Consider the following 9,195-nt stretch of genomic DNA (forward strand, 5'->3'; position numbering starts at 1 on the left):
CGCGGACGGCGAGATCTCCTGGTGGGTGGTGGACGAGCTGGTGGGCAGCAAGGTCGAGCAGGCCCTCGACGCGCTGGTGCCGCAGTGGATCGCCGTCGACTGGCCGTTCGAGCAGCCGCGCTTCCTCGGCCGTGAGATCTCCTGGTCGGACTGGCTCGCCCTGCCGCAGCATCCCGACACGTAAGTGGTTGTTACCCGTACCGATCTCGAAGGCTGTCGGTCGAACGGGAGCCTCGATCGGGTGACTGCGGCGGTTTCCGCGCGTGGAAGCAGGGCCTCCTGGTAGCTCGGGGTGCGATCCCATTCCGAGTGGTTCCCGGAGGCCCTGTTGTCGTGATCCCCCGACACTTCGTCCATGTCGGCAGCCTTTCACGAAGGCCGTGAGCCGGCTCGAAGATTCGTTCTTGGACATCGTTGGTCCCGTTCTCGTCGGCTCTCGGGAGGGGTGGACTCGACAGCCGGGCGAGACTGCCCGGTTCACGGTGACCCTGGCCGTCGGTGAACGACTCGGCGTCAGCGGGACCCCAGTGACCTGGCACGGGCCTGGCACCTCACCTCGGCCGGCGACCGCGCCGTCCTCCGGCGCGGCCCCGACGTCAACTACAGCACCTGCGCCCCGGACTCGATGGGCCCGTGCCTCGAGAATCGACCAGACCTTCATCGCCCTCGCCCCCGGCACCACCGCGCTGGCCGGGGATTTCGGCAGCCGCGTCGGTTGCGAGGCCGGAGCACCCGCAGGCTCGTCCTACGGGTGCAACAGCGTCACCAAGACCGTCCGGGTCACCGTCCGTTGAGACTACTGGGGCCCTGGTCGAGGCCCTCGTCACCCCGCGGACGCAGGGTCCGAGCCGATCGCCACCATCGGCGCAGACGGTCCCGTCACCGCCCGCACTTGGGGGCGGGACACCCGTCGAGGGCGTGGCCGCCGCCCCGCCGCCTCGACCAGGGCGCGTACCTGCTCGGCGACCTGGTGCTGTGTCAGGTCGGAGCGGGGCCCGCGTCAGGTGCCCAGCGCCAGTCCCTCTCACCGAAGTTGACCAGCGTGTTCAGTGAGCGAGGTGGCAGCAGGGATGCGTTCTCAGGATCGAGGATCAGCGGATCACGAACGCTGGGAGTCGCCGCTCTTCTACGTTGCGAGGCAAGGCGAGACCGAACCGGGACTCGAGGATCGCCAGCGTGACACGCTCCTCGCCCTCGACGAGTTCCTCATCCGAGCGGGCAGATTCACCGTTCGGGAGGAGCGCACCGGCCCGTACGAGTTCGGCCAGCAGAAAATCCGGCTGCTGGCCCCACCGCCAGACCTCCTCACCGATGCCGAAGGAACAGATGTGCACCCCATCCTTGGCATAGGCGAACTGCTTCGGCGGATGGTCGGGCTGAGGGTCGAGACGGACGACTTCCACCCCGTCCCGCGAGATATCGGCCAACCGTTCCGCCCCGGTGGGAACCCCGTACTCCAGGGCGAAGGACCACCCCGCGTCCGAGCCGGCGCGTACCAGATCGTCGTCATCCGTCCCGTCGTCCATGACCAAGGCCCATGCTTCCGTGCCCGTGATGGGCGACGGGATCGATCCCGGTACGCCGTCCATGCGCAGGGCGAGCTCCTCCGGCGTGATGCCACGGGCGAAGACGATGCTGTGATGCCAGTCATCGCGATCCACCAGCCACTGAATACCGTCACCCACGACACAGCCCCTTCCCCCGAGCGCAGGTGATGATCTCCGCGCATCCACGTGGCCACCCTAGACGGCGGCACTGACGTCTTCTCGGCGACGATCATTTCCAGATTCGGTTGAGGACGAGGGCAGCCCTGGCGATGTCGCCGATTCGGCTCGGGCTGAGGGCGATGTGTTGCAAGTGCGCCAGCGCTGCTTGAGTTCGGCGGCAGCGTGTTCTCCGAGGGCGCGGACGCCTCTGATCAGGTTGTTCGGCTAACGCGCCACGCGGTAGCGGAGGTAGACGACTTTCGAGCTGAAGGTGCGGGTCTCGACGAGTTCGAGATCCACGCGGCGCTCGCGCCGGGGAAAGAACGGAATGCCACCACCGACCAGCACCGGGTAGACCATGGCCCGGTACTCGTCGATCAGATCCGACGCAGCCGCCTCGGCGGCGAGAGTCGCGCCGCCGATCGCGATGTCGCCCTCCACCGGCTCGGCTCGCAACCGCTCGATCTCCTCCGCCAGGCCGCCGGAGGCCAGGCGGGCATGGCCCTGCACCGCCGACAGCGTGGTCGAGAACACCACCTTCGGGAGCGGCTTCCAGAGTGAGGTCCACTCGCGCATCGAGTCGTCGAGCGATGGATCCTGGTCGGCGGTCTCCCAGTACAGCATCGTCTCGTACAGCCGTCGTCCCAACAGGTGGACGCCGACCTCCCGAATCTCGTCGATCCAGAAGCGAAAGACCTCCTCGTCCGGCGCCGTCCAGTCGAAGCCGCCGTCCGGCCCGACGATGTAGCCGTCAAGTGAGACGCCCATCGAATAGGTCACGCTGCGCATCGGAAGTCCTCCTCGGTAACGGGTTCGACTGTACGACCGCCGGACGCCGCAGACTCATCGCGGCTCGCGGGACCTTCTGGGCCGAGTCACCTCACGAGATCATTTCGTTGAGACAACCTCACTGACCAGCCATCTCGCGGCCCAGCGAGGGGAGCGAACGGTCGAACGTCGTTGCGACTGGTCAGACTTCGATGAGAGGCCGTACCCCCGGGCGGCGGGCTGAGTGGCTTGTCGGTCGCTGGGAGTAGGACCAACGCCTCATGTGCGCTTCCGAACCGCTGAATAGCATCGGCGATCATGAAGACCACGGGAATCGCTCGTCGTGATGTGGCGGAGCGCAGGCGCGACACTCTTGGACGGCTCTCTGAAGAACGGGACATATGGGTGTCGACGGGCCATCCGGATCACGGCCCGCATCAAGTGCCGCTGTGGTTCTGGTGGGACGGACAGGCCGTGTGGATGTGCACCGGCGAGACCTCCGCGACTGCGCGTAACGTGCGAACCGAACCCCGCGTGCGCCTGGCGCTGCCGGACACCTTCGATGTGGTGCTCCTGCAGGGGGAGGCAGAGTGCTTCTCGGACCGGTCCGTGCCGGACGACGCCGCGGATGCGTTCGCCGGAAAGTTCGGATGGGACCCACGTACTGAGGAAGGGCCTTTCCTGTACATACGCGTGGCGCCAAAGACGGTGCTGGCCTGGCGTGGTGAGCCGGAGCTGCGCGGCAGAGTCCTCATGCGCGAGGGAGCGTGGCTGGAGTAGTGACCACCCGGCAGGCCGGGATCCGCTCGCCCGGCGGGCGCCGGACCTGCGCCCGCCGGGCGGCACTCGGTCCGCCAGGACGGATCAGACGGTCAGCCTCCTCAGCCTGACGGGTGCCCGACCCGGTGACTGTCGCGCGCCCAGGTGGTGGTGACGACGGCGGTGCCGGCGCCTGCGGCGGCGTGCTGCGCGAGGACGCCGCCGGCCAGAAGGGACTCGTCGTCCGGGTGGCCGAAGACCCCGAGAAGAGACGGCAGGGGTGCGGGACGGGGAGGAATCACGGAATCGGTGCCTTCCAGGGCTCGACAAGGAGGTGACCGGGACGCGGAGCCCTGACCGCCGCTTCGACAGCCGGGTTGCCGAGCCCGTGGTGACCACTCACTCGAACGACGGCTTGCGATCCCGGGTCCGCTTGAGCTCGAAGAAGCCGTCCGTGCCGGCAATCATGACCAAGCCGTCCCAGAGCCGTCCGGCCGCTTCGCCACGGGGTGCCGGCGTGATCACGGGGCCGAACAGGGCAGTGCCCTCGATGCGGAGGACAGGAGTTCCGACGTCGAGGCCGACCTCGTCGAACGCCTCGTGGTGCGAGTCCTTGATGAACTGGTCGAAGTCCGTGCTCATGGCGGCCGCGGCCAGCGAATCGGGCAGGCCCACCTCCGCGAGGGCCTCGGGAACGACGGTCGGATCGTCGCGACGTCGGTGGTGGTGAAACCGGGTGCCGATCGCGGTGTACAGCGGTCCGAGGATGCGGCTGCCACCGTGTTCGGCGGCCGCCGCGCAGACCCGCACCGGCCCCCACGCCCTCGTCATCAGCTCCCGGTAGTCCTCGCTGAGTCCCTTGCCCTGGCGCTGGTCGAGGTTCAGGTAGGCCAGCGACATGATTCGCCAATCGGCGCGTACCGGCCGGACCTGCTCGACCTCCAGGAGCCAGCGCGAGGTGATCCACGCCCAGGGGCACAGCGGGTCGAACCAGAACGGAACGTCCACGCGGTCCGGCAGTTCGTTGATCATCAGATGAGCACCGTCCTTCCTCAGGTTCGCTGTTGCTTCCCCGCCCCGGGGCTGGATGTCGAACAAGCCGCCACGGACTGGCATGGACCCCGAGGCCGGAACCGTGGGGTGCACCGCGGCGGGCGATCACCGGCTTGATGCCCTGCTTCCGCACCGGACGCCGGTACTTGTCGTGCTCGTGGCCCCGGCCGGCCGCCGAACAGGGCATCGGGGTGGCGCCGTGGCGGACCGACCGGGCCGGCCACGGCAGGTATGCCGGCGAGCAGGGGCAGCAGTTGGGTGACGTCCTTGCGGTCGCTGCCGGTCGGTGACGCCGAGCGGGACCTTCCGGGCAACGGCTCGATCGGTCCCCACAGCAAGGCGGCGGTGAGAGCGGAGCGGGTGATGCGCATGGAATCCTCCGGGGTCATTGCGTAGTGGAGCGTATACGCAATGCAATCGGTGGCCACTGACAATCGCGCCTGGCCCTGCTCCATGGCAACCGTGAGGAGCCATTCGATCTGGCCGCACGTCACCTGAAGTGGCTGGGCGCGCGTGTCGCCGCGGGGGCGCGCCCGCCCCATCTCGAGCCCGTCAACGGGCCCTGCGTTCACGGGCGACGCCATGCGGGGGATGCGCCCCTGCCGCGGAGGGTGTCATGGCCATCCGGATCCCGGAGCAGGTGTACGGTGGCGCAAACGACTGCGCAGGGTAATCACATCGTCACCAGTACGGGGGAAGCAGCTGTACCAGCGGGTCTTCCGGTTGCACAGGCAACGTGTGACAAGCTGCGCGCGCCGGCCGATCCGGCCCCGGTCGTGGGCCGGATCGGCCTGGGCGCCGTGGCGGGGCGCGAGCTCCGTGCGAGTCGTGCGGTGCCGTGGTGGATCGTCAACGTCGCCGCGGTCATGGGCTTCAGGTGGTTCACCATCTGGTTCCTGCCGGCTGGGAGGACCACCTGGACCGTCGTGCGGGTGGACCGAGACGGCGCGGCTGATGGCCATCGGGCAGCTGCTCACCGACCTGGTGATCCTCGGCCTGGCCGTCAAGGTCATCGTGGGCGCGGCCCCGCGCGGCAAGCAGTGCAAGGCGAGCCCGGGCAGTACCCGGGCTGGGGGTGAAGAACGATGAGCCGGTCCCGCAGGCCGAAGCCGCTGACGCCCACGTCGCACCGCCGCGGCCGGCACCCGCGAACCGGCGCCCCGGCGACCTTCGTCGACCATGTGCGCCCGGACGGAGTCGTGGTCCGGTGGGAGTCGCGGCGCCACCGCAAGCACCAGAAGCCCGCCGCCGGACCGACCTGGTGGGCGCCCAACGCCCGCGGCTGGTGGATCGCGGTGCTGTTCGCCATTGGGTCGCTGCTGTTCGCCGTCGGCTCGGTGCCCGGCTACACCGGCGCGGTCGGAGCCCGGTGGGACACCGTCACGTACTTCATCGGGTCGCTGTTCTTCACCGCGGCATCGTTCCTGTCCTACCGCGAAGCGGTCGACGCAGCCCCGAAGGCGCAGAACCCCGCGCACCGGCGGTTCTTCGTCTTCCAGCCGCGGCGGATCGACTGGTGGGCCACCGCGGTCCAGCTGGCCGGCACCTTGTACTTCAACGTCAGCACCGGGGTCGCCGTGGCGAATCATCTGTCCGCGGCCACCGCCCACCAGCACGTCTGGCGGCCCGACGCGATCGGCTCGGTGTGCTTCCTGGTCTCGAGCTGCCTCGCCTGGTACGAGACCTGCCACCGCTGGGCGGCCTGGCGGCCGAGATCCTTGTCCTGGTGGATCACGCTGGCCAACCTGATCGGGTCCGTCGCCTTCGGTGTCTCCGCCGTCGCCGGGTACATCGACCCGGTCACCGGCCAGGTGCACAACGCCACGGGGGCCAACACCACGACCCTGATCGGTTCGATCTGCTTCTTCGTGGGTGCTGTCCTCCTGCTGCCCGAACGCACCGAGGAGGCCGGTAGCCGAGTGACCTCGCCAACGGGCGGTGGCACCTGACAGCGTGTATCACGGCATCGGCTCGCTCGGGCCCGATCTCTCCTCCCTGTTGCCCGACTTCGCGGACAGCACCGGCCGCGTGATCCGCCCGATCGCGCGGACGCCAGGCCGTCTGCCCTATTCGAACGGAGGCGGGGTTCGTGTGGCCGGGCGGTTGGCGGGAGCCGACTGTCACGAGTTGGCCGGCACACGGTTCGGGACAGCGACCCGGCCGGGGCCGGGTTTCGAAGCGCGGTGAGGATCGTGCAGCCGCAAGATCGGTGGTTCCGTCAGGGGAAGCGCGTCGACCGGGCACCGGGGCCGAGGTGTTGGCCGAGACCGTACCTGCGCACAGCACGGTGGACTGGGGGAGCGCTGGCACCGCTCCTGTCCCGTGGGCTACGTTATGCGGTGATGACTACCGGGACTTCATTGCGCCACACACGGATCGGTGACCCGGCGCTCCTTTGAGCGCCGTACGGGCCGGTGCCGGCCCGCTGTTTGATCGAGGATCCGGCGCTGCTGCGCGGGCTCCGCCTCCTGTCGTGTTGATCTCAGCTCGACACGTCAACCACGACAGGAGAACTCATGCCCACCAAGACGCTGCACATTCCCACCGCGGACGGCCAGGCCGACGCTTTCGCCGCCTTCCCCGACGGTGACGAGCGGCACCCGGGGGTGCTGATGTACCCGGACGGCTTCGGCATCCGGCCGGTGCTGCGGCAGATGGCCCGCGAACTGGCCGGGCACGGCTTCTACGTGCTCGTCCCCAACCTCTTCTACCGGCACGGCCCGGCACCGGTGATCGAACTTCCGGCGCACATCGGCGAAGAGGCCCGGCCCGCGGTCTTCGCCCAGCTGATGCCCTTGATCGAGGCGCACACCGTCGAACGTGTCCTGAGCGACGCCGACGCCTACCTCAGGTTCCTCACCACCCAGCCCGAGGTCGGCGCCGGACCGGTCGGGGTGACCGGCTACTGCATAGGCGGCCTCCTGGCGATGCGCACCGCCGTTGCCCACCCCGGCCAGGTGGCCGCCGTTGCCGGATTCCACGGTCCCGTGGGCGTCGACCGGCCCGACAGCCTCTCCACGCTCACGGCCCAGGTCCACCTCGGCCACGCCGAAGGCGACGTGACGCCCGAGGCCCTCGGCGAGCTCAACCAGGCCCTGGACGCCGCGGGTGTCGGCTACACCTCCGAGATCTACCCCGGCACCATCCACGGCTTCACCATGTCCGACACCGATGCCTTCAACCCCTCCGCACTGCAGCGTCATTGGGAGCGCCTGCTCCCCCTCCTCGACCGCACCCTGGGCAACAGTGGATCTTCGCGACCTGGGAAGCGGTCGGAATCGCGAACCTGAGGAGGCGGGGGCCGTATCGCCGGGGGCCGGGGGTGATGGTGACGGGTGCCGGGGAACTCGGGGGACCTGCGGAGGTCCTCCATCCTCGGCAACCGCTGCGCTGATCACCACGATCGTCCCGTCCCGACCCGACCCGCGGACCGGGGAGGCGGGTGCGGGAACGGCGGGCACAGCGGGAACGGCCGGGCGGCGGCGCGGCGCCTGGGCCCGGCATCCGCTCCCTCGCAGGGAACCCCCGGACCCGCTCGGTGTTGTCGCGCCCGGTGTCGGACAGCTCAGCCGAGCCCGGCCGCCCGGTGTGGGCATGGCCTGCGGCGTGCGGCCGAAGCACGGACGGGGGACGAGATGTTGCCGGCCTGGTCACCGGGGGAGAGGCTGAGCGGGCGTCACCAGGTGCCAGAGAATGCGGTCGGCACCGCGTCGATCGTGGTGCGCGGAAGGAGCGAGTCCACATGAGGGTCATGCTGAGAGCCCACTTCGACACTGAGGTCTCGAATGAGGCGATCAAGGACGGCACACTGCCGAAGATCATGGAATCGATGGTCGAGCGGCTCAAGCCCGAGGCGGCCTACTTCGGCCCCAGCGAGGGCGGGAGGTCCTGCACCCTCGTCTTCGACCTGCAGGACAGCTCACAGCTGCCCACGATCGCGGAGCCGCTCTTCCAGAAACTCGGCGCGAGGATCGAAATCCAGCCGGTGATGAACCCCGCAGACCTGCAGAAGGGTCTTGCGGCTCTGAAGTAGCAGAGCCGGAGCGCGAGGACCCGGCGCTCCCGCCCTGGGCGTGGCTGCGCGGGCGGGCCGGGTCCCGCGTCGCGGGAAGCCGACCGGAAGGCGCCCCTCCGGCGAAGGAACCGCGCCTGCCAGCACGGGCGCAAGCCACGGTGGTGCCTGGCCGCGGCCGGCCGCCGCGAGGGCGCCGCGAGGGCGCCGCGTTGCTCCCGCCGGAGCGGGAGAGGTTCGGCGGTTGCGCTGACGGCCGGGTGGATCAGGACCGTGTGAGGGCCCGGATCCGGAGCAGTCCGAACGAGGCCCGGCCGTACAAGACCCTCTTGCCCTTGCGCGAGAGGCGGCGGCGGGTCCCTGGACCCCGCCGCCGGGCCGCCGAACACGCCCCCGGCCGGCCTGCCCCGGACAGGCCGGTGGAGGCCGCGGCGTGTGCCGTTCGCCGCCGGCGCCCCACCCCCTGGGAGGTGGCGGGGACGGGGCACCGGGTGGTGGGGTGTGCCCGGGTCAGCTCCGGGTGACCACGAGCTGGCTGGAGCCGTCCGGCAGGCCGGCGATGGCGGCGCGCTGGGCCGGGAAGGTGCTCGCGCCGTACGGGCCCTGGACGGCGCCGAAGCCGGACCAGTTGCCGTTGCCGAAGCGGGTCTCGTGGTAGACGTTGCCGTCACCGCCGACCACCGCCACCTGGGACGACCCGTCCGGCAGGCCGGCGATGCCGACCGTCCGCGCGGCCATGGTGGGCGCGCCGTTGCCGGGGAGCGCGGCGAAGCCGGACCAGTTGCCGTCGGCGAAGCGGGTCTGGTGGTAGACGTTGCCGTCGGTGCCGATCGCCAGGACCTGGGAGGAGCCGTCCGGCAGTCCGGTGATGGCCACCCGCCCGGCCGCCATTCGCGG

The 9,195-nt window shown here is 70.0% G+C and carries 9 protein-coding genes and 3 pseudogenes; 6 read left to right on the plus strand and 6 right to left on the minus strand.

The genetic code is table 11. The features are described 5' to 3' along the window. A pseudogene (locus tag ACZ5WK_RS26395) lies at positions 1-184 on the plus strand (N-acetyltransferase); the annotation flags it as partial. Between the two features lie 907 nt (positions 185-1,091). Here the strand turns inward: ACZ5WK_RS26395 and ACZ5WK_RS26400 are convergent. Both ACZ5WK_RS26400 and ACZ5WK_RS26405 read right to left on the minus strand, forming a co-directional pair. Beyond that, complete coding sequence (locus ACZ5WK_RS26400) at positions 1,092-1,685, minus strand: DUF6461 domain-containing protein (RefSeq protein ID WP_465550708.1); 594 nt, start codon at positions 1,683-1,685, stop codon at positions 1,092-1,094. Positions 1,686-1,931: 246 nt separating this feature from the next. Next, positions 1,932-2,495, minus strand: coding sequence for a dihydrofolate reductase family protein (locus ACZ5WK_RS26405; protein ID WP_465550710.1), 564 nt, complete (start codon positions 2,493-2,495; stop codon positions 1,932-1,934). 297 nt (positions 2,496-2,792) lie between these two features. Between ACZ5WK_RS26405 and ACZ5WK_RS26410 the strand changes: the two genes are divergently transcribed. After that, a complete protein-coding gene (locus tag ACZ5WK_RS26410; protein WP_465550712.1) occupies positions 2,793-3,254 on the plus strand; it encodes a pyridoxamine 5'-phosphate oxidase family protein in 462 nt (153 codons plus the stop codon). A gap of 122 nt (positions 3,255-3,376) precedes the next feature. Here ACZ5WK_RS26410 and ACZ5WK_RS26415 read toward each other — a convergent pair. The 3 genes and pseudogenes from ACZ5WK_RS26415 to ACZ5WK_RS26425 all read right to left on the minus strand — a co-directional run. Continuing rightward, positions 3,377-3,532, minus strand: a pseudogene (locus tag ACZ5WK_RS26415) (PIG-L deacetylase family protein); the annotation flags it as partial. 100 nt (positions 3,533-3,632) lie between these two features. Next, positions 3,633-4,265, minus strand: a complete 633-nt coding sequence (locus tag ACZ5WK_RS26420) for a mycothiol-dependent nitroreductase Rv2466c family protein (protein ID WP_465550714.1) — start codon at positions 4,263-4,265, stop codon at positions 3,633-3,635. Positions 4,266-4,347: 82 nt separating this feature from the next. Next, positions 4,348-4,570: pseudogene (locus ACZ5WK_RS26425) on the minus strand (IS5/IS1182 family transposase); the annotation flags it as partial. A 670-nt stretch (positions 4,571-5,240) separates the two neighbouring features. On the opposite strand from ACZ5WK_RS26425, the gene ACZ5WK_RS26430 reads away from it, so the two are divergent. The 4 genes from ACZ5WK_RS26430 (at position 5,241) to ACZ5WK_RS26445 (ending at position 8,319) form a co-directional block, all read left to right on the plus strand. Then, a complete protein-coding gene (locus tag ACZ5WK_RS26430; RefSeq protein WP_465550716.1) occupies positions 5,241-5,375 on the plus strand; it encodes a hypothetical protein in 135 nt (44 codons plus the stop codon). Then, on the plus strand, positions 5,372-6,235 hold the full coding sequence (locus ACZ5WK_RS26435) for a hypothetical protein (protein WP_465550718.1): 864 nt from the start codon (positions 5,372-5,374) through the stop codon (positions 6,233-6,235). Before ACZ5WK_RS26430 ends, ACZ5WK_RS26435 begins: the two co-directional genes overlap by 4 nt. Positions 6,236-6,802: 567 nt before the next feature. Then, a complete protein-coding gene (locus ACZ5WK_RS26440) occupies positions 6,803-7,576 on the plus strand; it encodes a dienelactone hydrolase family protein (RefSeq protein WP_465550720.1) in 774 nt (257 codons plus the stop codon). A gap of 452 nt (positions 7,577-8,028) precedes the next feature. After that, complete coding sequence (locus ACZ5WK_RS26445) at positions 8,029-8,319, plus strand: DUF3303 family protein (RefSeq protein WP_465550722.1); 291 nt, start codon at positions 8,029-8,031, stop codon at positions 8,317-8,319. Between the two features lie 489 nt (positions 8,320-8,808). Here the strand turns inward: ACZ5WK_RS26445 and ACZ5WK_RS26450 are convergent. Continuing rightward, positions 8,809-9,195, minus strand: a 387-nt coding sequence (locus ACZ5WK_RS26450; protein ID WP_465550724.1) for a hypothetical protein, incomplete at its 5' end; no start/stop codon positions are given.

It is taken from the genome of Kitasatospora sp. NPDC032757, assembly GCF_055579305.1.